This is a genomic window from Streptomyces sp. JH002, from assembly GCF_050916115.1.
Classification (GTDB): Bacteria; Actinomycetota; Actinomycetes; order Streptomycetales; family Streptomycetaceae; genus Streptomyces; species Streptomyces xiamenensis.
In genome coordinates, this window is sequence record NZ_CP087989.1 from 1,742,866 (window position 1) to 1,765,712 (window position 22,847).

17 protein-coding genes and 2 pseudogenes are annotated in these 22,847 nt (G+C 71.8%); 11 read left to right on the plus strand and 8 right to left on the minus strand.

All coding sequences use genetic code 11. The features are described 5' to 3' along the window. Positions 1–23: 23 nt before the first annotated feature. From H7827_RS07475 to H7827_RS07485, 3 genes are read right to left on the minus strand one after another with little or no spacing between them, the layout of a single operon-like run. On the minus strand, positions 24–194 hold the full coding sequence (locus tag H7827_RS07475) for a hypothetical protein (RefSeq protein ID WP_262833863.1): 171 nt from the start codon (positions 192–194) through the stop codon (positions 24–26). Beyond that, positions 191–382 carry a hypothetical protein gene (locus H7827_RS07480; protein ID WP_030733550.1) on the minus strand — a complete coding sequence of 64 codons (192 nt, stop codon included), beginning with the start codon at positions 380–382 and terminating at the stop codon, positions 191–193. The genes H7827_RS07475 and H7827_RS07480 overlap by 4 nt, the downstream gene beginning before the upstream one ends. Then, complete coding sequence (locus H7827_RS07485; RefSeq protein ID WP_030733549.1) at positions 379–573, minus strand: hypothetical protein; 195 nt, start codon at positions 571–573, stop codon at positions 379–381. Before H7827_RS07485 ends, H7827_RS07480 begins: the two co-directional genes overlap by 4 nt. A 325-nt stretch (positions 574–898) precedes the next feature. On the opposite strand from H7827_RS07485, the gene H7827_RS07490 reads away from it, so the two are divergent. Further along, positions 899–1,072: a hypothetical protein gene (locus tag H7827_RS07490; RefSeq protein ID WP_158708039.1), complete on the plus strand. Its 174-nt coding sequence runs from the start codon at positions 899–901 to the stop codon at positions 1,070–1,072. A 135-nt stretch (positions 1,073–1,207) separates the two neighbouring features. On the opposite strand, the gene H7827_RS07495 is transcribed toward H7827_RS07490, so the two are convergent. Beyond that, positions 1,208–1,858 carry an ATP-binding protein gene (locus H7827_RS07495; RefSeq protein WP_432743618.1) on the minus strand — a complete coding sequence of 217 codons (651 nt, stop codon included), beginning with the start codon at positions 1,856–1,858 and terminating at the stop codon, positions 1,208–1,210. A 145-nt stretch (positions 1,859–2,003) separates the two neighbouring features. Between H7827_RS07495 and H7827_RS07500 the strand changes: the two genes are divergently transcribed. Both H7827_RS07500 and H7827_RS07505 read left to right on the plus strand, forming a co-directional pair. Continuing rightward, positions 2,004–2,888 carry a helix-turn-helix domain-containing protein gene (locus tag H7827_RS07500; RefSeq protein ID WP_432743620.1) on the plus strand — a complete coding sequence of 295 codons (885 nt, stop codon included), beginning with the start codon at positions 2,004–2,006 and terminating at the stop codon, positions 2,886–2,888. Further along, complete coding sequence (locus tag H7827_RS07505) at positions 2,885–3,076, plus strand: DUF397 domain-containing protein (protein ID WP_432743622.1); 192 nt, start codon at positions 2,885–2,887, stop codon at positions 3,074–3,076. The genes H7827_RS07500 and H7827_RS07505 overlap by 4 nt, the downstream gene beginning before the upstream one ends. Before the next feature lie 4 nt (positions 3,077–3,080). Here H7827_RS07505 and H7827_RS07510 read toward each other — a convergent pair whose 3' ends face one another. Both H7827_RS07510 and H7827_RS07515 read right to left on the minus strand, forming a co-directional pair. Continuing rightward, positions 3,081–3,872 carry a VOC family protein gene (locus tag H7827_RS07510; protein ID WP_432743624.1) on the minus strand — a complete coding sequence of 264 codons (792 nt, stop codon included), beginning with the start codon at positions 3,870–3,872 and terminating at the stop codon, positions 3,081–3,083. A gap of 111 nt (positions 3,873–3,983) precedes the next feature. Further along, a complete protein-coding gene (locus H7827_RS07515) occupies positions 3,984–4,739 on the minus strand; it encodes a polysaccharide deacetylase family protein (protein WP_432743626.1) in 756 nt (251 codons plus the stop codon). A gap of 162 nt (positions 4,740–4,901) precedes the next feature. Here H7827_RS07515 and H7827_RS07520 point away from each other — a divergent pair, with 162 nt between their 5' ends. The 5 genes from H7827_RS07520 (at position 4,902) to H7827_RS07540 (ending at position 18,557) form a co-directional block, all read left to right on the plus strand. Further along, positions 4,902–5,273 carry a DUF6153 family protein gene (locus H7827_RS07520; protein WP_432743628.1) on the plus strand — a complete coding sequence of 124 codons (372 nt, stop codon included), beginning with the start codon at positions 4,902–4,904 and terminating at the stop codon, positions 5,271–5,273. 60 nt (positions 5,274–5,333) lie between these two features. Continuing rightward, positions 5,334–5,915, plus strand: coding sequence for a DUF305 domain-containing protein (locus H7827_RS07525; protein WP_432743630.1), 582 nt, complete (start codon positions 5,334–5,336; stop codon positions 5,913–5,915). Between the two features lie 383 nt (positions 5,916–6,298). Continuing rightward, on the plus strand, positions 6,299–15,664 hold the full coding sequence (locus H7827_RS07530; RefSeq protein WP_432743632.1) for an amino acid adenylation domain-containing protein: 9,366 nt from the start codon (positions 6,299–6,301) through the stop codon (positions 15,662–15,664). Positions 15,665–15,708: 44 nt separating this feature from the next. Then, on the plus strand, positions 15,709–17,493 hold the full coding sequence (locus tag H7827_RS07535) for a phytoene desaturase family protein (protein ID WP_432743634.1): 1,785 nt from the start codon (positions 15,709–15,711) through the stop codon (positions 17,491–17,493). Next, positions 17,493–18,557 carry an MDR family NADP-dependent oxidoreductase gene (locus H7827_RS07540; protein ID WP_432743636.1) on the plus strand — a complete coding sequence of 355 codons (1,065 nt, stop codon included), beginning with the start codon at positions 17,493–17,495 and terminating at the stop codon, positions 18,555–18,557. The genes H7827_RS07535 and H7827_RS07540 overlap by 1 nt, the downstream gene beginning before the upstream one ends. A 182-nt stretch (positions 18,558–18,739) precedes the next feature. Here the strand turns inward: H7827_RS07540 and H7827_RS07545 are convergent. Next, positions 18,740–19,048 (minus strand): annotated as a pseudogene (locus H7827_RS07545) (DUF302 domain-containing protein); the annotation flags it as partial. Between the two features lie 6 nt (positions 19,049–19,054). Then, positions 19,055–19,651, minus strand: a pseudogene (locus H7827_RS07550) (IS200/IS605 family accessory protein TnpB-related protein); the annotation flags it as partial. Between the two features lie 156 nt (positions 19,652–19,807). Here H7827_RS07550 and H7827_RS07555 point away from each other — a divergent pair. The 3 genes from H7827_RS07555 to H7827_RS07565 all read left to right on the plus strand — a co-directional run bounded on the left by H7827_RS07555 (position 19,808) and on the right by H7827_RS07565 (position 22,797). After that, complete coding sequence (locus H7827_RS07555) at positions 19,808–21,172, plus strand: MBL fold metallo-hydrolase (protein ID WP_432743638.1); 1,365 nt, start codon at positions 19,808–19,810, stop codon at positions 21,170–21,172. A gap of 168 nt (positions 21,173–21,340) precedes the next feature. Next, on the plus strand, positions 21,341–22,084 hold the full coding sequence (locus H7827_RS07560) for a sulfite exporter TauE/SafE family protein (RefSeq protein ID WP_432743641.1): 744 nt from the start codon (positions 21,341–21,343) through the stop codon (positions 22,082–22,084). A gap of 137 nt (positions 22,085–22,221) precedes the next feature. Next, on the plus strand, positions 22,222–22,797 hold the full coding sequence (locus tag H7827_RS07565) for a rhodanese-like domain-containing protein (protein WP_432743643.1): 576 nt from the start codon (positions 22,222–22,224) through the stop codon (positions 22,795–22,797). The last annotated feature ends 50 nt before the right edge of the window (positions 22,798–22,847 follow it).

Here is a 22,847-nt window from a genome sequence, read left to right on the forward strand (position 1 = left end):
GATGCGATGTCCTTCCTGACCGGTCACAGCGAGGGGAGCGAGGGTTCGGTGTCGCCCACCACGGACACGGCGATGTAGGCCGAGGTGTGCAGGCAGAGCACGACGGCGCGCGGCGCGCTCGCCCGGCCCCCGTCCTCCTCGTTCAGCTCGCCGATCTCCGCCAGGACGGCGGGGATCCGGTCGGTGGCCGTCACTGGATCACCGGCTCGGTGGTGCCGCACACCATCCGGCCGACCTCGAACGCGGCGTACGCGATCACGATCATGGCCGCCGGGGTGGGCGTGGCCAGTACGGCCGTCGCGCTGCCGGGCGCCTGACCGGGGGAGTTCTCGGTCAGGGGGCTGAGGTCCCGCAGTGCCGGGACGCGGTCGGCGGCGGTCACTGGATCACCGGCTCGGTCTCGCTGCCGATCATGCGGCCCACGACGTACGCGCCGACGACGATGCCCATGCCGGCCGCGAAGGCGGACGGCGTGGCCAGTACGGGCGACGCCGCCCGTCCGACCTCCCCCGGGGAGTTCTCGTGCAGCGGGCCGAGATGGGCCCACTGTCTCGCAAGGCTGGGTCCCGCCATGGGGATCCTCCTCCGTCTTGTCGGCGGCGGCCTGTCCGCCGCCGACAAGACGATCCCGTGCCGGGTGAGCGTGTGGGCGGCTCGGCGATGGCACGAGGCTGCAGCCGAACGGCAGCATCGTGCACGGCGGTCGCGCACGTTCCGGCGCTCCCGCGGATGCGGTGGGCGGCCCGCTCCGGGGGCGGATCACCCGGGTGGCCGCGTCGGGCCCGTCCATCCGTACGGCGGCGCCGGCCCGGCCCGTCCCCGCTCGGCGGCCTGCCCGCCGGGCCGCCGACCGGTGCACCGACCTGCGAGAACCCCGCGCCCGGGATGCAATGGGGGCATGGGTGACTTCAACGGCTCATGGGCCGCGCGGCTGATGGAGTGGTCGAACGGGACCATCGACGAGCAGCGCGCGCGGACCCTGGTGACGGAGATCTACGAGGCGGCGGCGGAGCGCGCCGTGCGCCTGCACGAGGAAGAGGTCGCGCAGCGGGAGGCCGAGCGCGAGGAGTGAGACGCGCGAAGCGGCCCGCCGGGGGCCCACCCCTCGGCCGGGTGGCCGGTGCGATCCTCTGCCCGGACACGGAGGCCGGCCGAAAGATCCGTGGCCTGACGGCCTGATCGAGCCGCGAGCGGCGGGCGGTGCGGGCTAACCCATGGCTGCGTCCCGCCCGTCTTCACCGGCGCGGACGGTCAGTTGCTCGCCGGCGTGCAGGCGCAGGGGCGGGGTGCCGTCGTCGAAGGCGAGGACGATGGCCGGGCCCTGCGCGGCGTAACGGGTGGACCGTACGGTGCGGACGGTGTGCCAGCCGTCCGCCGTCCTGACGCACTGGCCGGGCTGTACGCGGACGGCCGTCATGTCCGTGGCGGGCGGTCGCGGGGGCTCGCCCGGGACGAGGATGACGGCCCACACCGTCTTGCCGATCCCGCCGTCGCGCGGAGCGCACCCCCAGTAGTCCGCCAGTGCTTCGACCAGCAGCAGCCCCCGACCGTTCGGTTCGTCCTGGTCGGGAACCCTGAGCAGCGGCTTGCCCGCGCCCGCGTCGCTCACCTCCAGGAGCAAGCGCCGGTCCGCGTGCGGGCGTACGAGCCGCATCTCCACGAGGCGGTCGCCGGGGACACGCACCCTGATGGCGTTGGTGACCAGTTCGGAGATCACCAGTTCCGCCCGGTCCGTGACGTCCGGATCGATGGTCCAGTCGGTCAGGACGGATCGCACCAGGCGGCGAGCGCGCGGGACGCTGCTGCGGCGCCGGAAGAGACGGACGGTGACGTCGGACGAGTCGCGGTGTTCTGCCATGACAGCCCCTCGGGGGTCGCTGAATGTCGGCACGGCAGCAGAATGCGCATAATCTGCAACGTTGCCAAAGGGCATCACGCCATCTTTCGCTCTTTCGAGTTAACACTTTCCTCGTTCAAGCGACAGCTCTGATAGATCTGTTGACATGGATGCCAAGGGGTCTGCCCCGAACCCGTCAACTGTCCTTGGCCGTCAGCTCGGTGAGGATCTGCGCCGATTGCGCGACGCGGCAGGTCTGACCACGGCGCAGGCCGCACAGGCACTGGATTGCACCAAGGGCAAGATCAGCCGTATCGAGAACGGCCGAGTGGCTGTACGGCTTCCGGATCTGTCCGCCATGCTTCTCGCCTACGACGTGACGGACACGGGCACGCGGAGGCGGCTGGAATCCCTGGCCCGCACCGCCAATCGGCGGCGCCGGGACGGCTGGTGGCATCAGTACGGCTCACTCCTCACCGATTCCTATCTCGACTACATCGAGATGGAGGACATGAGCGCCGGGATGAAAGCCTTCCAGGCCCAGCTCGTTCCGGGGCTGCTACAGACCGCGGAGTACGGACGGGCGATCGCTGTCACGTCGCGCTCCTGGCGGTCGCCGGACGAGCTGGAACAACTCGTCCGGGTGCGGCTCGCCCGCCAGGAACGGCTCACAGCGGAGAACCCCTTGCAGTTCTGGGCTGTTCTGGCCGAGGGAGTTCTCCGTCAGCAGGTGGGCGGGCCGGCGGTCATGCGCCGACAGCTGGAGCACGTGGCCGCCATGACGGAACAGCCCAACGTCACCGTTCAGGTGCTGCCGTTCTCGCGCGGTGCGCATTCCGGTATGTTCGGCCCGTACTTGTTGCTGAGCTTTCCGCAGGTGTCAGCCCTGGATCTCGTGCTCACGGAGACCCCGACCGGCAATTTCTGGCGGGAAAGCGAGTCCGAGGTCGCCCGCTACCGCGAGCTCTTCGACGACGCTCGCACCACAGCGCTGCCGCCGACGGAATCAGTGCAGCTGATCAGGCGCATCGCCAAGGAGCACAGATCATGAACCCGTCGACGGACCTGAGCCACCTCGTGTGGCGCTTCAGCAGTTACAGCGGAGGAGAGGGCGAGTGCGTCGAGGTCGCCGATGACATACCCGGGGTCATACCCGTGCGGGACAGCAAGCAGCCCGCCGGGCCCGTGCTGGTGTTCCGGCACGGGGCCTGGCGGGCCTTCGTCGGCACGTTGAGGTAACGGCTCAGGTCTCCGGAGTCAGCAGGACGAAGTCCGCGCCGTTGGGGTCGGCGCAGACCGACAGGCGGCCGACGCCTTCCGCCGTTTCGGGGCCCATCTGCACCGTGCCCGCGTTCCGGGTGACCGTGGCCGTGGCCGCGTCGCAGTCCGTCGTGGTGAAGACGGGGTGCCAGTACGCCGCGCCGTTCGTCAGCGTCAGGGCGTCGGGGGGAAGTTGCATCAGCCCGCCCTGCATGCGGCTCTCGTCCGCCGTGGCCGGGGTGATCAGGGAGTACGTGCCGCTGTCACCCGGCAGGGGCATCTCGGAGTACTGCCAGCCGAACACCGCCGTGTAGAAGGTCTTCGCCGCCGCGCCGTCCGGGGTGTACAGCTCGGTCCAGGACAGGGAGCCGGGGACGTCCACCGCCTCCACGCCCCGGTCGTCGCGGGGTTCGAAGACCGCGAACTGGCCGCCCTGGGGATCGGTGAACTGGGCCATGCGGTGTTCGTCGTCCATGCCGGTGGGGACGACCCGGACGGTGCCGCCCGCGTTCGTCACGGCGTCGGCGGTGGCGTCCGCGTCGGTGGTGGCGAAGTAGAGCATCCACGCCGAGCGGGCGCCCTCCTCCGTGAGGCGGCCCAGGCCGGCCACCGTGCGGCCCTCGCTCTGCAGGACCCCGTACCCCGAGCCCTCCGGACCCATGGGCTGGAAGGTCCAGCCCAGGACCGCGCCGTAGAAGGCGGCGGTCGTCTCCGGGTCCGGGGCGCCGAGGTCGAGCCAGCAGGGGGAGCCGGGGACGAAGTCGGTGGTCAGCACGGAAGTCCTCCCTTGTCACGTCAGCCTCATCAGCCAGCGTGACACCGGCCGCCCCCGGCCGCCACCGCTCGGGGCGGCTCACAGCCGGCCGGGGCGCGGCCACCGGGTCGGTCAGCGGTAGACCTTGCCCGGTTCGGGTACGCCGGGCGCCATCAGCTGGGAGACGGTGACGAAGGTGTATCCGTCGGCCTTCAGTGCCTCGATGATGCCGGGGACGGCGGGGACGGTGCCCTCGTAGATGTCGTGCAGCAGGATGATGCCGTCGCGGTCGACCTGGTCCAGGACGCGCTCGGTGATCAGGTCCGAGTCGTTGGTCGAGTAGTCCTTGGCCGTGACGGACCACAGGACCTGCGCCAGGCCCAGTTCCTCGCAGACCTCGGCGACCGTGTCGTCGGTGCGGCCCTGCGGCGGGCGCATGAGCGTCGGGGTCTGCCCGGTGAGTTCCTCGATGGCCTCGTTGGTGCGCAGCAGCTGGTCGCGCACCTCGTCCCGGTCCACCTCGGTGAGTCGGGGGTGGGTCCAGGTGTGGTTGGCCAGCTCGTGCCCTTCCTGGGCCGAGCGCACCACGAGTTCGGGATAGGTGTCGATGTGCTTCTTGCCGAGCAGGAAGAGCGTCGCGGGGACCTCTTCCTCGGCCAGGATGTCCAGCAGTTCGGCCGTGTACGGGCCCGGGCCGGCGTCGAAGGTGAGGGCGACGCACTTGGCCTCGCGGCAGTCCACCGAGCCGAACGCGCCGCCGGACTTCTCGTCGGCCTTGTCGCGCACGCTCTCGGGCGATATCCGCTCCGCCGAGCAGCCGGTCAGGGCGAGCGTCACGGTCAGGGTCAGGGCCGCCGCGACGGCGGTCGCGGGCTTGTTGAGTCGCATGGAGCGGGAATCCCCCCAGGTGGAACGGTCGTCTTCTCCCCCACGCCCGGGCCGGCCGGACGGTCGAACAACTATACGTTCCGTGTATAGCGGCCCCTCGGGTGGGACCCCTTACGGTTCCGCCGGACCCCCACCGGTACCCACCGGGGGTACCCCCGTAGGATGGCGGGCGTGAACCGGGTCCGTGGCGCGCTGCTGATCCTGGCGGTACTCGCCGGGGTGTTCGCCATGCACGCGCTCGCGCCGGGGGTCGTCATCTCCCCCGCGCATCACACGGAGGCCGCCGCGCCCGCGCACGACGCCGGTGGCGCGGCGCATCTCGACCACGCGGACCCGGACTGTGTGGCGGGTGGGGTCGGCGGGGCGCCGGCCCCGGTCGGCGCCGGGGCGGGGGTGACCAGTGGGGTCACGGTGCCGCCGGTCGTCGCCGCGCGGGAGTTCGCCGGGCCCGGCCCGCCCTGGGGGCAGCCCCGGCCGGAGGCTGGGGGCGGCGCGCCGCCTTCGCTGAGTTCTCTGCAGTCGCTGCGTATATAGGCGCGTCGTGCACCGACGCGTCCGACACCTCAGCACTGCACAGAAAGCTGTTTCTCCACCATGACCTCGTACCGTTTCGCGGCGCGGGCGCTCAGCGCCGCCGCCGTCACCTCCGCATTGCTGTTCACCGCCGGCTGCGGGAGCGATTCCGATGGGCCGGGCGGACATTCCCAGCACGGCGGCGCACCGGTCTCCGACGCTTTCAACGCGGCGGATCTCGCCTTCGTCCAGGGCATGATCCCGCACCACGAGCAGGCCATCGAGATGTCCGGACTCGCCGCCGAGCGCGCCGGATCGGATGCTGTGCGGGATCTCGCCGCCGTCATCGAGCAGGCCCAGGGGCCGGAGATCGACACGCTCCGGTCGTGGCTCTCCGACTGGGACGCCGAGCCGGCGGACCACGGCGGGCACGACATGAGCGGCATGATGTCCGAAGAGGACATGGGAGAGCTGGAGAGCTCCTCCGGCGCGGAATTCGACGCCGCATTCCTGCGGCTGATGATCGTGCACCACGAGGGCGCGGTCGAGATGGCGCGGGAGCTGGAGCGGCAGGGGTCCTTCGCGCCCGCCTTGGAGATGGCGCAGGACATCATCTCCTCCCAGTCCGCTGAAATCGATCAGATGACCGAACTTCTGAACTGATATTCGCACCCGAGGGGTGGGCGATCCGAAATCCGGAACGCCCACCCCTTTTGTATGACCGGTAGCGCGCAAAGGCGCTCCGCGCGCCCCCCGCGTAACCCTATTGGCCTATTCGATCTTCATAAGGCAGGCTTCAACCGCGCAGCCGCAACACACAATCCCCATAAACACCTACGGGGTTGTCATCGGCCTGCGCCTGTCCACGAGGGGGGTTCTCGTTCCGCGTTCCGCCATGCCGTTCGTCAGCGGCATTCGCATATCTGTTCTTCAGACTTCTCTGTCCTTACCGCGGCGCTGTCCCCCAACGGGCTGACCAGGATTCCCGCTCGAATCGCCTGATCCGCCCCACGCGCCATCACCCAAGGATTCTCACGATGGATTCCATGCACCACCCTGCCCCCGTCCCCGAACCCGACGTCCCCACGCCCGTCCCGTCCCAGGACGACGCGTTCGCCATCGTCGGCATCGGCTGCCGCCTGCCCGGCGGCGCCAGCGACTACCGGACCTTCTGGCGCAACCTCCTCGACGGCAAGGACTGCATCACCGACACCCCCGCCGACCGCTACGACACCCGCACCCTGGGCAGCGGCGACAAGGCCAAGCCCGGCCGGCTGGTCGGCGGACGCGGTGGATACATCGACGGCTTCGACGAGTTCGACCCCGCCTTCTTCGGCATCAGCCCGCGCGAGGCCGAGCACATGGACCCCCAGCAGCGGAAGCTCCTGGAGGTCGCCTGGGAAGCGCTGGAGGACGGCGGCCTCAAGCCCGCCGAGCTGGCCGGCACCGATGTCGGGGTGTACGTCGGGGCGTTCACCCTCGACTACAAGATCCTGCAGTTCGCCGACCTCGGCTTCGAGACCCTGGCCGCGCACACCGCCACCGGCACCATGATGACGATGGTGTCCAACCGGATCTCGTACTGCTTCGACTTCCGCGGCCCCTCGGTCTCCGTCGACACCGCGTGCAGCGGCTCCCTGGTCGCCGTCCACCTCGCCTGCCAGAGCCTGCGCCGCGGCGAGACTTCCGTCGCCCTGGCCGGCGGCACCCTGCTGCACATGGCGCCGCAGTACACCATCGCCGAGACCAAGGGCGGGTTCCTCTCCCCCGACGGCCGCTCGCGCGCCCTGGACGCCACCGCCAACGGCTATGTGCGCGCCGAGGGCGTCGGCATGGTCGCCATCAAGCGCCTCGCGGACGCGCAGCGCGACGGCGACCCCATCCACGCCGTCATCATCGGCAGCGGCGTCAACCAGGACGGCCGCACCAACGGCATCACCGTGCCCAACCCCGACGCCCAGGTCGCCCTGATCGAGCGGGTCTGCGCCGGCGCCGGCGTCACCCCCGGCAGCCTGCAGTACGTCGAGGCGCACGGCACCTCCACCCCCGTCGGCGACCCGCTGGAGGCCAATGCCCTCGGCCGCGCGCTGTCCATCGGCCGCGAGCCGGGGGCCAGGACGTACGTCGGCTCGGTGAAGACCAACATCGGGCACACCGAGTCGGCCGCCGGCATCGCCGGGCTGATCAAGACGGTGCTCAGCCTCAAGCACAAGATCATCCCGCCGCACATCAACCTGGAGAAGCTCAACCCGCAGATCGACGAGGCGTCCCTGCCGTACGAGATCCCCCGCGAACCCACCCCCTGGCCCGAGCACAGCGGGCCGGCCCGGGCCGGCGTCAACTCCTTCGGCTTCGGCGGGACCAACGCCCACGTCCTGCTCCAGGAGGCGCCGCCGACCGTCGCGGAGCCCGCGCCACCGGCCACCGACGGGTACTCCGTGCTGCCGCTCAGCGCCCGCGACCCCGAAGCCCTTCCCGCCATCGCCGCCGGCCTGCGCGAACGTCTCGCCGAGGGCCTGCCGGTGGGCGACGCCGCCTACACCCTCGCCCACCGGCGGCAGCATCTGGAGCAGCGGCTGTCCGTCGTGTACGACTCCCCCGAGGCCCTCGACGAGGTGCTCGGCGCCGTCGCCCGCGGCGAGAGCCATCCGCGTGCCGTCGCCGGCACCCAGCGCGAGGGCCTGGACCGGAGACTGGTGTGGGTGTTCACCGGCATGGGCCCGCAGTGGTGGGCCATGGGCCGCCAGCTGTACGCGAGCGAGCCCGTCTACCGCGAGGTCATCGACCGCTGCGACCAGGAGATCGCCGCGCTCACCGGCTGGTCCCTCACCCAGGAGCTGAACGCCGACGAGGCCGACTCCCGGATGAGCGAGACCTGGCTCGCCCAGCCCGCCAACTTCGCCGTGCAGATCGCCCTGGCCGCCCTGTGGCGCAGCAAGGGCATCCAGCCGGACGCCGTGACCGGGCACAGCACCGGTGAGGTCGCCGCGTTCTACGAGGCCGGGGTGTACACCCTCCCCGAGGCCGTGAAGATCGTGGTGCACCGCAGCCGGCTCCAGCAGAAGCTCATCGGCACCGGCTCCATGCTCGCCGTCAGCCTCACCGAGGCGGAGGCCGCCCGCCGGGTGCGTCCGCACGGCGACCGGGTCTCCATCGCCGCCGTCAACAGCCCCACCTCCATCACCCTGGCCGGGGACACCGAGGCGCTGGAGGTGATCGCCGCCGAGCTGGGCGCGGAGGACATCTTCGCCCGCTTCCTGGAGGTCGGCGTCCCGTACCACAGCCCCCGCATGGAGCTGATCAAGGACGAGCTGCTGACCTCGCTCGCCGATCTCAAGCCGCAGCAGGCGAAGTTGCCGCTGTACCTCACCGCGCTGCCGGGCACCGTCGCGCAGGGCACGGAGCTGGACGCCGACTACTGGTGGCGCAATGTGCGCGAGGCCGTGCACTTCCGGGCCGCCGTGGACCGGCTGCTGGACGACGGCTACGGCGTCTTCCTGGAGATCGGCCCGCACCCCGTGCTCGCGCACTCCCTGCGCGAGTGCTGCGAGGCCCGCGACGCGCACAGCGTCACCCTGGCCTCCATCCGCCGCAAGGCCGATGAGCGCGAACGCCTCACCCTGTCGCTCGCCGCGCTGCACAGCCTCGGCTTCGCCGTGGACTGGCACGCCCTGCACCCCGCCGGGCGCCCGGCCGAGCTGCCGCGCTACCCGTTCCGGCGCGACCGCTACTGGGTCGAGCCGGCCCCGGTCGCGCAGATCCGGCTCGGCCACCGCGACCACCCGCTGCTGGGCCGCCGCACCGCGAGCGCCGAGCCGGTGTGGGAGGTGAAGCTGGACGCGGAGGCCGCCCCGTACCTGGAGGACCACCGCATCCAGGGCACCGTGCTGTTCCCGGCCGCCGGCTACCTGGAGATGGCCGCGCAGGCCATGCGGTCGCTGACCGGTGGTGAGCACAGCACCGCCGCGCTGGCCGGCGTCGAGCTGCGCAAGGCGCTGTTCCTGCCGGACGGCGAGCCGCAGACGGTGCAGCTGTCCTTCTCCTCCGACGCCGCCGCGTTCTCCATCGCCACCGTGGGCGCGCCCGGCGCCGAGCCGACCGTGCACGCCACCGGTACGGTACGGGCCGCCCAGCGCCGTCGGCTGACCGCGCCGCTGGACACCGTCGCCGTCCGGGCCCGCGCCGCCCGCCATCTGAGCGGCCCCGACTGCTACGCCGAACTGGCCGCCCTCGGCTACCACTACGGCCCCGCCTTCCAGGGCATCGAGGAGGTGTGGATCGGCGAGGGCGAAGCCCTGGCGCGGATCCGGCCGCCGCAGGGGCTCGTCCCGGACGCGGCGGCGCACCACATGCATCCGGTGCTGCTCGACTCCTGCTTCCAGTCGCTGCTGACCCCGCAGTTGCTCACCGCGCCCGCCGGGCCCGGGGGCACCGGCATCCGGCTTCCGCTGTCCATCGCCGAGGTCCGGCTGGACCCGGTCGGCGACCGCGAACTGTGGGTGCACGCCACCGTCACCGGCGAGGACGAGGACGAACTCACCGGCGACATCGCCGTGTACGACGGCGCCGACGGTACGCCGCTGGGCCGCATCGCCGGATTCCGCGCCGCCGATGTGGAGAAGGCCGCCACCACCGTGGGGCTGTCCACCATCGACAGCTGGCTCACCGAACTGAGCTGGGTGCCGCGCCCCCTGCCCGAGGCGTCGTCCGCCCTGCCGGCGGCCGGGCGGCACGTGCTGTTCGCCGACGCGGGCGGGGTCGCGCGGCGGCTGGCCGCGCTGATCGGCGAGGCCGGCGGCGAGGCACTTCTGGTGCGGCCCGGGGCCGCGTACGGTCTGGACCACACGGCGAGGACCGCCACCGTCGTCCCCGGATCCGCCGATGACCTGCGGCGGTTGCTCGCCGATCTCGGCCGGGTGGACGGCGTCGTCCACCTGTGGAACCTGGACCGGCCTGCGCTGGCCGACGCGCCGCGCGGGCGGTTCGCGGACATCGCCTCCACCGGCGCGTACGCCCTGATCGCCCTCACCCAGGCGCTGCTCGCCGACCCGGAACGGCACGGCGGGACCCCCGTGCACATCGTCACCAGAGCCGCCCAGTGCGTGCTCCCCGGTGAGCCGGTGGAGCCGCTGGGCGCGCCCGCCTGGGGCATCGGCCGGGTGCTGTGGCAGCAGGAACTGGCCGGGCGCGGCGGCAAGCTGATCGACCTGGCGGCCGACGGCGACATCGAGGAGGACGCGTCCGCGCTGCTGCGCGAACTGGCCGACCCCTCCGGGGCCGCCGAGCGCGAGGACGAGATCGCGCTGCGCGCCGGGGAGCGGCACACCAGCCGGCTGGTGGCCGCCGAAGGGCTGAGCAGGCCGCTGCCCCTGCGGCTGCGCCCGGACGGCAGCTACCTGGTGACCGGCGCGTTCGGCGCGCTCGGCAGGCTGCTGTGCCGCACGCTGGTCAGGCGCGGGGCGCGGCGGCTGATCCTGGTGGGCCGCACCCGGCTGCCGGAGCGCGAGCGCTGGGCCGACCAGGACCCGCACTCGCCCGCCGGGCGGCACGTGGCCTTCCTCAAGGAGCTGGAGGCGCTGGGCGCGCAGCCGATTCTCGCGCCGCTGGACATCACCGACGAGGACGCGCTGGCCGGCTGGCTGGCCGGGTACCGGCGCGCCCAGGGCCCGCCGATCCGCGGGGTGTTCCATCTGGCCGGGCAGGTGCGCGACACCCTGGTGCCGGAGATGGACCGGGAGGTGTTCGACGCCGTCCACGACCCGAAGGTGGTGGGCGCGGCGCTGCTGCACCGGCAGCTGAGCGGCGAACCGCTGGAGCACTTCGTGCTGTTCGCCTCGGTCGCGGCCTGGCTGACGACGGCCGGGCAGACCAACTACGCGGCGGGGAACGCCTTCCTGGACGCGCTGGCGCACCACCGCCGCGCGCAGGGGCTGCCGGCGCTGGCGCTGGACTGGGGCCCGTGGGCCACCGGCATGATCGAGGAACTGGGCCTGATCGACCACTACCGCAACAGCCGGGGCATGTCCTCGCTGGCGCCCGAGGCGGGCATGGCGGTGCTGGAGCGGGTCATCGGGCAGGACCGGGCGCAGCTGCTGGTGGCCACGGTCGTGGACTGGCCGGTGTTCATGTCCTGGTACGCCTCGCCGCCGCGGCTGGTCACGGAGCTGGCGGCCACCGCCCAGGGCCCTGGGTCCGAGGGCGACGGCAGTTTCCTGGACGCGTTCCGGGAGGCGACCGCGGACAAGCGGCGGCTGCTGCTGACCGAGCGGTTCACGACGCTGGTGGCGGGTGTGCTGCGGGTGCGGGCCGAGCAGGTGGATCCGGCGGTCAGCCTGAATCTGCTGGGGCTCGACTCGCTGCTGGCAATGGAGCTGCGGGCCCGGGTGGTGGCCGAGGTGGGCATCGCGCTGCCGGTGGTGGCGCTGCTGTCCAGCGCGCCGGCCGGGGACCTGATCACCCAGCTGCACGAGGGCCTGGAGGAGTTGCTGGCCGAGGAGGGCAGCGGCGCCGCCGTGACGGCGGTGGAGCGGTTCGAGGACGAGGCCGAGTTCCCGCTGACGCAGAACCAGAAGGCCCTGTGGTTCCTCAAGCAGCTGAACCCGGACGGTTACGCGTACAACATCGGCGGCGCCGTCGAGGTGCGGGTGGAGCTGGACCCGGACCTGATGTTCGAGGCGTTCCGCCGGCTGCTGGCCCGGCATCCCGTGCTGCGGGCGAACTTCCTGCTGGTGGAGGGGCAGGCGGTGCAGCGGATCTCCCCGGAGATCAAGGAGGACATCGCGCTCTTCGACGTCGAGGACCGCGCGTGGGACGACATCTACCGGATGATCATCGAGGAGTACCGCAAGCCGTACGACCTGGCGACCGATCCGCTGATCCGGTTCCGCCTCTTCCGGCGCGGCCCGGACCGCTGGGTCATCACCAAGGCCGTCCACCACATCATCTCGGACGCCATCTCCACCTTCACCTTCATCGAGGAACTGCTGTCCCTGTACGAGGGGCTGCGGCAGGGCCACGACGTCGAACTGCCGCCGGTGTCCGCCCGCTACCTGGACTTCCTCAACTGGCAGAACGCGTTCCTGGCCGGCCGCGAGGCGCAGAAGATGCTCGCGTACTGGCGGGGGCAGCTGCCGGAGGAGGTGCCGGTGCTGGCGCTGCCCACCGACAAGCCGCGCCCGGCGGTGCTCACCCACAACGGGGCGTCCGAGTTCTTCGCGCTGGACGCGGAGTTGAGCGCCCGGGTGCACGCGCTGGCGCGGGAGCACAACGTCACCGTCTTCATGGTGCTGCTGAGCGCGTACTACCTGCTGCTGCACCGCTATTCGGGGCAGGACGACATCATCGTCGGCTCCCCCGTCACCGGCCGCACCCAGGAGGAGTTCGGCTCCGTCTACGGGTACTTCGTGAACCCGCTGCCGCTGCACGCCTCGCTGGCCGGTGACCCCACGGTGGCCGAGCTGCTGGACCAGGTGCGCACCACGGTGCTGGGCGGTCTGGACCACCAGGAGTACCCGTTCACGCTGCTGGTGGAGCAGCTGGGGCTGGCCCACGACCCGAGCCGGTCGGCGGTCTTCCAGGCGATGTTCATCCTGCTGCACCACAAGGTGGCGACCGAGAAGTACGGCTACAAGCTGGAGTACATCGAGCTGCCCGAGGAGGAGGGCCAGTTCGACCTGACGCTCTCCGCGTACGAGGAGGAGGCGGACGGGCGGTTCCACTGCGTCTTCAAGTACAACACCGACCTCTTCGAGGCGGAGACGATCCGGCGGCTCGCCGGGCACTACACGCGGCTGCTGGAGTCGCTGACCGCCGCGCCGGCCGACGCCGCCACCGGTGGACTGCGGATGCTGTCGGGCGGCGAGCGGGAGCGGATCCTCACCGGGTGGAGCGGGGCCGGAGTGCGCGGGGAGGCGGAACCGGTGCCGGTGCACCGGCTGATCGCCGAGGCGGCGCACCGTACCCCGCAGGCCGTCGCGGTGGCCGCGCCCGCCGAGAGCGGGGAGACCCGGCGGCTGACGTACGGCGAACTGGAGGAGCGCGCGGGCGAACTGGCCGGGCGGCTGCGGGCGCGCGGCGTGCGCGAGGGCACCGTCGTCGCGCTGTGCCTGGAGAAGTCGCCCGAGCTGATCACCGCCGTGCTGGCGGTCCTCAAGGCGGGCGGCGCCTATCTGCCGCTTGACCCGGACTATCCGGCCGACCGGCTCGCGTACATGGTGCGCGACGCCGGGGCCGCGCTGGTGATCGGCGGGACGGGCGGCGCGGCCGAGGGGCTGCCGGGCACCGTGGTCGGCCTGGAGGAACTGCTCGCGGGCGAGGCCGACGAAGTGGGTCCGGACGCCGAGCCGGGGCCCGACTCCCCCGCCTACGTCATCTACACCTCGGGCTCCACCGGGCGTCCCAAGGCGGTCGCGGTCAGCCACCGCAACCTGGCCTCGGTGTACGCCGGATGGCGCGACGCCTACCGCCTGGAGGAGGGCGACATCCGGGTCCATCTCCAGATGGCCAGCCCCTCCTTCGACGTCTTCACCGGCGACCTGACCCGCGCCCTGTGCTCGGGCGGCACGCTGGTGCTGGTCGGCCGGGAGCTGCTGTTCAACACCGCCCGGCTGTACGAGACGATGCGCGCCGAACGGGTGGACTGCGGCGAGTTCGTGCCCGCCGTGGTGCGCACCCTGGTGCGGCACTGCGAGGACACCGGGGCCCGGCTGGACTTCCTGCGGCTGCTGATCGTGGGCTCGGACTCCTGGAAGGCCGAGGAGTACGAGCGGCTGCGCGCGCTGGGCGCGCGGCGGCTGGTGAACTCGTACGGGCTCACCGAGGCCACCATCGACAGCGCCTGGTTCGAGGGTCCCGCGGACGACCTGGAGGGCGGCCGGATGGTGCCCATCGGGCGGCCGTTCCCCGGCAGCGCGCTGTACATCCTGGACTCGCGCGGCGAGCCGGTGCCGCCCGGTGTCCCCGGTGAGCTGTGGATCGGCGGCGCCGGTGTGGCGCTCGGCTACCTCGGCGACGAGGAGCTGACCGGGGAGCGGTTCCGTACCCGCACCCTGTCCGGCGACGCTGCGGTACGGCTGTACCGCACCGGTGACCTCGCGCGCTGGGACGCGGCCGGCACCGTCCATCTGCTGGGCCGGGCCGACTCGCAGATCAAGGTGCGCGGGCACCGCATCGAGATCGGGGAGATCGAGTCGCAGCTGGCGGCCTGCCCCGAGCTGGCCCAGGCGCAGGTCACCGTACGGCCGGACGCGGGCGGCGAGAACGTGCTGTGCGCGTACGGGGTGGCGGCCCCGGGTGCCGTGCTGGACTGGCGCGAGGTGCGCCGGCGCCTGGCGGACTATCTGCCGACGTTCATGATCCCCACCCACTTCACCGAGCTGCCCGCCCTGCCGCTCACCCCGAACGGCAAGGTGGACGTGGCGGCGCTGCCCGCCCCGCGCGCCGGCGACGGCGCGGACGGGCCGGTGTACGAGGCCCCGGTCACGCTGTACGAGACCCGGATGGCCGAGCACTGGCAGCGGCTGCTGGGCATCGAGGCCCCCGGGCCGGGTCTGGGCCACGACTTCTTCGAGACCGGTGGCAGCTCCATCCGGCTGATCGAGCTGATCTACCACCTGCAGGCCGAGTTCGGGATCTCCATCCCGGTCAGCCGGCTGTTCCAGGTGACGACGCTGCACGGCATGGCCAAGACCGTCGAGCGGATCGTCACCGGGGAGATCGAGGGGTCGCTGCCGTATCTGCGGTTCAACGAGAACGCCGCGGCGGGCACGGTCTTCTGCTTCCCGCCTGCCGGTGGCCACGGCCTGGTCTACCGGGAGTTCGCGGCGCGGCTGCCGGAGTTCGAGTTCCTCGCCTTCAACTACCTGATGGGCGAGGACAAGGTGAGCGGGTACGCCGACCTGGTGGCCGGGCACCGGCCGGAGGGCGAGATCGACCTGCTCGGCTACTCGCTGGGCGGCAACCTCGCCTTCGAGGTCGCCAAGGAGCTGGAGCGGCGCGGCCGCACCGTGCGCCACGTCGTCATCATCGACTCGCTGAGGGTGACGGAGTCCTACGAGCTGGGCCCGGAGCACCTGGCCGTCTTCGAGCGCGAGCTGGCCGGGCATCTGCGCAAGCACACCGGCTCGGCGCTGGTCGCGGAGAAGACGCGGGAACAGGCCAAGGACTACCTGGAGTTCACCGGCCGCACCGCCAACCCCGGCTCCATCGGGGCCCGGATCGCGGTGATCAGTGACGAGGAGAACGCGGCCGCGTACGACAGCGGCGCCGAGGGCAGCTGGCACGGCGCCTCCCGTACCGGAACCGAAGTGCTGCGCGGGGTGGGCCGGCACGCCGACATGCTCGATCCGGGGACGGTCGAGCACAACGCGCGCCTGGCGCGCGGCATTCTCACCGGCGGTGATGGCGAGGTATGACGCCTTTCGTTCAGCCGGCGGTCGACACCAAGGAGCACAGCGCCATGTCATCCCCCACCACCTCCGGCACCCCGGGCAGGCAGTCGATGATCATCATCGGCGGCGGCCTGGGGGGCCTGTCCACCGGCTGCTACGCGCAGATGAACGGCTACGCCACGCGGGTCTTCGAGATGCACGAGATCCCGGGCGGTTCCTGCACCGCCTGGGAGCGCGGGGACTTCACCTTCGACTGGTGCGTCAGCTGGCTGCTCGGCAGCGGTCCCGGCAACGAGATGTACCAGATCTGGATGGAACTGGGGGCGTTGCAGGGCAAGGAGATGCGCCAGTTCGACGTGTTCAACATCGTGCGGGTGCGCGGCGGCCAGCCGGTGTACTTCTACTCCGACCCGGACCGGCTCCAGGCGCACCTGCTGGAGATCTCCCCGGCCGACGCCCGCCGCATCAAGAACTTCTGCGACGGGGTGCGCACCTTCCAGAAGGCGCTGGCCGTCTATCCGTTCCTCAAGCCGGTGGGGCTGATGGGGCGGTGGGAGCGGTGGAAGATGCTGGCCTCGTTCCTGCCGTACTTCAACGCCATCCGCAAGTCCATCACCGAGCTGATGACGGACTACGCCGAGAAGTTCCAGCACCCGGTGCTGCGCGAAGCGTTCAACTACGTGCTGTACGAGAAGCACGCCGACTTCCCCGTCCTGCCCTTCTGGTTCCAGCTGGCCTCGCACGCCAACGGCTCAGCGGGGGTGCCCGAGGGCGGCTCCCTGGAGCTGGCCCGCTCCGTGGAGCGGCGGTACACGGGGCTCGGCGGGGAGATCACCTACAACGCCAAGGTGGAGAAGATCCTCGTCGAGCACGACAAGGCGGTGGGGGTGCGGCTCACCGACGGCCGCGAGTTCCGCGCCGACATCGTGGTGTCGGCGGCCGATCTGCACACCACCGCCATGGGGATGCTCGGCGGCCGGTATCTCAACGACACCTGGCGCAAGCTGCTCACCGAGACCATCGACGAGGTGGGCACGATCTCCCCCGGCTATGTCTCGCTGTTCCTGGGGCTGCGCCGACCGTTCCCCGAGGGCGAGCCGTGCACCACGTACGTGCTGGAGGACAGCATGGCGGCGAAGCTCACCGGCATGCGGCATCCCAGCATGAACGTGCAGTTCCGCAGCTGCCACTACCCGGAGCTGTCGCCGCGCGAGACCACGGTCATCTTCGCCACGTACTTCTCGGAGGCCGAGCCGTGGCGGGCGCTGCGCGACGACGTGCCGGAGCAGGCGGGCCGGGTGCGGCGCGGTCAGGTGCTGCACACCCTGCCGGTCAAGCACGGCAAGGCGTACACGCAGGCCAAGCGGCAGGCGCGGATCACCATCGAGAACTTCCTGGACGAGCGGTTCCCCGGTCTCAAGGACGCGGTCGCCGTGCGGGACGTGTCCACGCCGCTGACGCAGGTGCGCTACACGGGCACCTACAACGGCGGGTTCCCCGGCTGGCAGCCGTTCGTGGACGGCGGGGAGACCGTGGAGGTGGAGATCAACAAGAACGGCCCGGTGCTGCCGGGGCTCTCCAACTTCTATCTGGCCGGGGTGTGGGTCACCGTCGGCGGGCTGATCCGGGCGGTGGCCTCGGGCCGGCAGGTCACGCAGGTGATCTGCCGGGACGACGGGCGGGAGTTCACGGCCAGCGTGGACGAGAGCGCGCCGCCGCCCACCCAGGTCTCCATCGCGGTGGGCAAGCACCCCGGCGTGCCGGATCTGACCGCCGGGTTCCCCGCCCAGACCACCGGCGGCGGCTCCGCCACCGGTACCGACAACACCGTCACATCGTCGAGGAGCGTGTAGTGCAGGTACACACATGGGTGATCGCCGAGCACATCCCGGGGGTCCCGGACACCGACCGGATCTACCGGAAGGTGACGCGGGAGTTCGATCCCGCTTCGCTGGCGGACGATCAGATGCTGCTGCGCACCCGGTACGTGTCGGTGGACCCGTATCTGGTGGGCCTCTCGCTCCAGACGCCGATCGGGGACACCGTGCGCGGTGACTCGATCATGGAGGTGGAGATGGCGGGGCCGCGCGCCCGCTTCCAGGTCGGGGACCTGGTGCAGGGGTACGGCGGCTGGTGCAGCCATCTGGTGTCCACCGGGGGGCCCAGCGGGTGGGACGACGAGGGCGCCGAGTTCGCCGTCCAGCTGCCGCCGTTCCGCAAGCTGGACCCGCGCCGGTACGACGAGGCGCTGCCGCTGTCCACGGCGCTGGGTGTGATGGGCACTCCGGGGATCACCGCGTTCGGCACGCTGAAGACGTTCCTGACGGTGGGCTCCGAGGACACCGTGGTGATCAGTGGCGCCTCCGGGACGGTGGGCACCCTGGTGGGTCAGCTCGCCAAGCGGGCCGGGGCCCGGGTGGTGGGCACCACGTCCTCGCCGGGGAAGGCCGCGTATCTGACGCAGCTGGGCTTCGACGCCGTGGTGCACTACCGGCAGGGCGACGACACGGACACGGTGCGCGAGGCCCTGGCGGCGGCGGCGCCCAACGGGATCGACAAGTACTTCGACAACCTGGGCGGCACCGTGACGGACGCGGTGTTCACGATGCTCAACGTGCACTCCCAGGTGGCGGTGTGCTGGCAGTGGGCCACCACGGTCAACGGGGACTGGACCGGGCCGCGGCTGCTGCCGTACATCATGTTCCCGCGCACCACGATCCGAGGGATCTTCGCCGACGAGTGGTACACGGAGGAGATGGTCGAGGCGCTGCACGAGGAGGTGGGCGGGCTGATCCGCAAGGGTGAGCTGGTCTACCACCAGACCATCCACCAGGGCTTCGACGCGCTGCCGGGCGCGTACCGCTCGCTGTACACCGGCCAGGAGGGCAACCGGGGCAAGGTCCTGGTCGCGCTGTAACGGCCGGCGCCCGTACGGCGGCCCAGCGCCATGGCCCCTTCCGCGTTCGGTGAGCGCGGGAGGGGCCATCGGCATGGATACGGGCCCGGGAAACGACCGGGGTGTTCTTCCCGGTTGTCCCTTCGCCCGGACGCCGATGGCGTCGCGTGCCGGGGTCGGCCGGATGCCGAACCGGGGGGAGGTCAGGTGGCGGCCAGGGCGCTGAGCGCGGCGTCGAGCCGGGCGGTGGCCTCGTCGGCTACGGGTTTGAGGGAATCCAGGCCGGTGAGGGTGACCATGGTTTCCGGGTCGAGTGCCTGGACGAGCACGTGGTCGCCGTCGCGGCGGACGACGACGTTGCAGGGCAGGAGCAGGCCGATGGAGCGGTCGGCCTCCAGGGCCCGGTGGGCGAGCGGCGGGTGGCAGGCGCCCAGGATGAGGTACTCCTCCATGTCGTGGCCGAGCTTGGCCTTCAGCGTGGCCCGGACATCGATCTCGGTGAGGATGCCGAACCGTTCCTAAAGAGTGAGCATGAGTTGCACGTGCTCAGCCGAACGACCCGAACGGTCTTGGGCGTTCTGGTCCACCGCGTTCCTGCCGCGTCCAGCGCCAGCGGATCGTGTCCGTGGTCCGGGTACGCGGGGGTGGTGTCCCTCGCTCCCTGGGTCGCCGGGTCGGGCCTGGGCGGTCCGATGCCTCACACCATCGCTCTGGTGGTGTGGGGGCGGTGCCGTCCGTCGTCTGATCCGGTGGCCGAGAGAACGTCGTCCGATCGCCACCGCTGCGGCGTAGTGCCGCGTCGCGGGGCGTCGCTTGGTGGTGAGGGGCTTGCGCCAGTGCTCGGCCCCCCACATCGAGGTGTAGGCGGGATCGACAGCGATCACGCCGATACCGGCTTCCGCGCACATCGACAGCAGACGTGCACGGACTCTGCCGGTGGGGATGCCGGAGATGAGCTGCCGGAACTTCTTCTTACGGCCGTGCTTCTCGCGGGTCTTGGAGTCGGTGAAGTCGAGGTCTTCGATCGCGACGGCCCGCACGCCGCACTCCTGCGTCCATCGCAGGAGGCGGGTGAGGGCGTGCCGGAGCTGGGCGTCGCGGTGGCTGGCCGAACCGTGCTACTGCGCCGGGTACCCGGCGCGGTGGACGCAATGCCGCACGCGGGGATCCGGGGACGCCCAGCACCACAGGAATACCCCCTGGGGTACCCCTGTTAGGGTGGGTATCGAATACCCCCCGGGGTACACCATTCCTGTGGAGGAGCGGCAGTCGTGTTCTTCGTCGACACCCTTGAGTTCGAGGGTCTGGGCAACCGCAGCTACCTGGCCGGCGGGGCCGCAACCGCGGTGGTCATCGATCCGCCGCGCGACATCGACCAGGTGATCGCCGCCGCCGCCAGGCGCGGGGTGGCCATCGCGTACGTGGCGGAGACCCACATCCACAACGACTACGTCAGCGGTGGCCTGGAGCTGGCCCGCGTCACCGGCGCCTCCTATCTGGTGCCGGCCGCGGCGCACGTGTCCTTCGCCCGCACCCCGGTCGGCGACGGGGACACCGTGGACGTGGACGCGGATCTGGTCCTGCGGGCGATCGCCACGCCCGGACACACCCCGCACCACACCTCCTACGTCCTGGAGCAGGACGGGCGCGGCGTGGCGGCGTTCACCGGCGGATCGCTGCTGATCGGCACGGTGGGCCGCCCCGACCTGGTGGAGCCCCGGCTGACCGAGCAGTTGGCCCGGGCCCAGCACGCCTCCGCCCACCGCCTGGCCGACGAGCTGGACGACGAGGTGCCGGTGCTGCCCACCCACGGGTTCGGCAGCTTCTGCTCCTCCGCCCAGGCCGAGGGGGACGCGACCACGATCGGCAGGGAACGCACCAGCAACGACGCGCTCACCCTGGACGTGGACACCTTCGTCCAGCGGATGCTCGCCGGGCTGGAGGACGTGCCCGCCTACTACGCGCACATGGGCCCGGCCAACGCCGCCGGCCCCACCCTCCTCGACCTCACCCCGCCCGAGCGTGCGGACGCGGGCGAGATCTCCTCCCGGCTGGCCGCGGGCGAGTGGGTGGTGGACCTGCGCAGCCGCATGGCCTTCGCCGAGGGGCACGTGGCCGGCTCGTTCAACTTCGAGGGCGAGGGCAAGCTCGCCACCTACCTGGCCTGGCTGATCCCGTGGGGCAAGCCCGTCACCCTGCTCGCCGACACCCCGCGCCAGATCGGCGCCGCGCAGCGGGAGCTGGCGCGGGTGGGCATCGACCGCCCGGCCGCCGCCGCCACCGGCGACCCGGCCGGCTGGATCCGGGAGGGCGAGCAACTCGCCTCCTTCCCGCGTGCCCGCTTCGCCGACCTCGCCCGGGTGCGCGAGCGCGGCGACGAGGTGGCCGTCCTGGACGTGCGCCGGGACTCGGAGCGCGTGGGCGGCTACATCAAAGGCTCGGTCCACATCCCGATCCACGAGCTGCACGGCCGTATCGGCGAGGTGCCGGACGGGACGGTGTGGGTGCACTGCGCGGGCGGGATGCGCGCGGCGATCGCCGCCTCCCTGCTCGATGCCGCCGGCCGCGACGTGGTCGCCGTCGACGACGGTTTCGACGCCGCGACGGATGCCGGGCTGCCCCTGGCCTCCGCCTGAGTTCGGCCGTCCCCCCTCGCAAGGAAGGAAGCGTGTGATGTTCTGCTCCCGCCGAAACGGGCCCCGTGTCACGGTCGACGAGGCACGCAGCGGTACCAGCGGCATGAACGCGGGGGCCGCCGCCGGACACCCCGTCGTCGACCAACGCGGGAACAGCGGGCACAGAGCGTGACGGTCCTCCTTCTCGCCCTCACCGCCGGGGCCGTCATCGGTCTGGCCCTCGGCGCACTCGGCGGCGGCGGCAGCGTCCTTGCCGTACCGGCGCTGATCTACCTGCTCGGTTTCACTCCGGCTGCCGCCACCACCGCCAGCCTGATCATTGTCACCGCCACCTCCGCCACCGCCCTGTACGCCCACACCCGCGACGGGAACGTGGCATGGAAGACAGGGGCACTGTTCGCCGCCGCGGGCATCGTCCCCGCCTTTCTCGCGGGCGCAGTCGCAGGTCGCCCGCCCGCAGCGGTACTGACGGCGGCGTTCGCGGTCATCGCCGCGCTGGCGGCCCTGCGCATGCTGCGCCCGTCCGCGTCCGAGCCGCCGGACCGGATCCGTCCCGGCAAGGCGGCCGGCGCCGGTGCCGGACTCGGCGCCGTGACAGGCCTGCTGGGGGTCGGCGGGGGATTCCTCGCCGTGCCCGCCCTGGTGAGCGTCCTGGGGCTGGCCATGCGCCGGGCGGTGGGCACCAGCCTGCTCGTCATCTCCGTGAACTCGCTCGCCGCGCTCGCCGCCCGCAGCGGCACCACCGGCGAACTCCACTGGGAGGTCATCGGCCCCTTCACCGGAGCCGCGATCCTCGGCGCCTGGGACGGCAAACGCCTCGCGACGAAGATCTCCGGCACCACCCTGCGGAAGATTTTCGCCGGCCTCCTGCTGGCGGTCTCGGCCTTCATGCTCGTCGACGTGATCGTCTGAACACGAGGGCCGCCACCGGCTCGGACCGGGGAGCAGGAGAAGCTTCTCCGGCCGGCCGCGCGTCTCGGGGGCCGCCTCCGGTCCGGCTCCCGTCAGATCAAGCTCAGCACACCCACCACGCAAGGATCACCTCTGCCATGACCACACCCACGGCCCTCGCCACCGACGAGGCGCGCACCCGCCTGCACGAACTGACCATCATCGACGTGCGCACCCCGGGCGAATACGCCGGCGGCCATCTGCCCGGCGCGCTCAACATCCCCCTCGACCGGATACGGCGCGCGCTGCCCGACATCCGTCACGCCTCCGACCGCGGCGACATCCTGGTCGTCTGCGCCTCCGGCGCCCGCTCCCAGAACGCCTGCACGATCCTCGCGGAGAACGGTGTCACCGCCGCCACCCTGTCGGGAGGCACCGGCGCCTGGGCGGCGGACGGCCACGAGCTCCACCGCCCCCAGGGCGCCTCCCGTGCCACCTGGGGAATGGAGCGGCAGGTGAGGCTCACCGCGGGAGTGATCGTGCTGCTCGGCCTGCTGCTCGGGCTCGTCGTGCACCCGGCCTTCCAGTTCCTCTCCGCCGGTATCGCGGGCGGTCTGGTCTTCTCCGCCCTGACCAACACCTGCGGCATGGCCGCCATGCTCGCCAAGCTCCCCCACAACCGCCCCCGCGCCGCCGACCTCGACAACACGCTGGCCGCCCTGCGCGACCGCTGAACCACACCACAAGGGGAGGGACCCGGAACAGGGTCCCTCCCCTTGTGCGG